Origin of the sequence: Kurthia massiliensis, assembly GCF_000285555.1 — a bacterium.
Taxonomy (GTDB): Bacteria; Bacillota; Bacilli; order Bacillales_A; family Planococcaceae; genus Kurthia; species Kurthia massiliensis.
The window spans coordinates 1-772 of sequence record NZ_CAEU01000076.1 but is presented as its reverse complement, the minus strand read 5'-3'; the positions used below and the strand labels follow the sequence as shown (position 1 = coordinate 772).

Annotated in this window: 6 tRNA genes and 1 rRNA gene; all 7 read right to left on the bottom strand. The window is 47.4% G+C overall.

Annotated features, from left to right (window positions below):
* Positions 1-3: 3 nt before the first annotated feature.
* Positions 4-92: transfer RNA gene (locus KMHG_RS16960), tRNA-Leu, on the bottom strand.
* Positions 93-97: 5 nt separating this feature from the next.
* Positions 98-172, bottom strand: a tRNA-Gly gene (locus KMHG_RS16955).
* 50 nt (positions 173-222) lie between these two features.
* Positions 223-307 (bottom strand) — tRNA-Leu (locus KMHG_RS16950).
* Between the two features lie 12 nt (positions 308-319).
* Positions 320-392: transfer RNA gene (locus KMHG_RS16945), tRNA-Lys, on the bottom strand.
* A gap of 7 nt (positions 393-399) precedes the next feature.
* Positions 400-475, bottom strand: a tRNA-Thr gene (locus KMHG_RS16940).
* Positions 476-482: 7 nt separating this feature from the next.
* Positions 483-558, bottom strand: a tRNA-Val gene (locus KMHG_RS16935).
* Positions 559-567: 9 nt separating this feature from the next.
* Positions 568-683 (bottom strand): 5S ribosomal RNA (rrf, locus tag KMHG_RS16930).
* Positions 684-772: the final 89 nt, after the last annotated feature.

Genomic DNA, 772 nt, shown 5'->3' with positions numbered 1-772 from the left:
AAATGGTGCCGAGGGCCGGAATCGAACCGGCACGGTAGTCACCTACCGCAGGATTTTAAGTCCTGTGCGTCTGCCAGTTCCGCCACCCCGGCATAATTGGAGCGGAAGACGAGGTTCGAACTCGCGACCCCCACCTTGGCAAGGTGATGTTCTACCACTGAACTACTTCCGCATTATGCAAAGATTATTTTTAATCTGGCAATTATAAAGTTTTTAATAAAATGGTGCGGGTGAAGGGAGTCGAACCCCCACGCCTTGCGGCGCCAGATCCTAAGTCTGGTGCGTCTGCCAATTCCGCCACACCCGCTTAATAATATTATGAGTCATGCAGGATTCGAACCAGCGACCCTCTGATTAAAAGTCAGATGCTCTACCAACTGAGCTAATGACTCAAAAAAATGGTGCCGGCGAAAGGAGTCGAACCCTCGACCTACTGATTACAAGTCAGTTGCTCTACCAACTGAGCTACACCGGCAATATAATGGTGGAGGATGACGGGATCGAACCGCCGACCCTCTGCTTGTAAGGCAGATGCTCTCCCAGCTGAGCTAATCCTCCATATTTACAGCCTAGCGACGTCCTACTCTCGCAGGGGGAAACCCCCAACTACCATCGGCGCTAAAGAGCTTAACTTCTGTGTTCGGCATGGGAACAGGTGTGACCTCTTTGCCATCATCACTAGACTATTTTTTTAAACATCCTTAAGGACATTTATTATATTAACATCTTTTTGAATGAAAGTCAATTACTTTTTTGCAAAAATAATTATTTG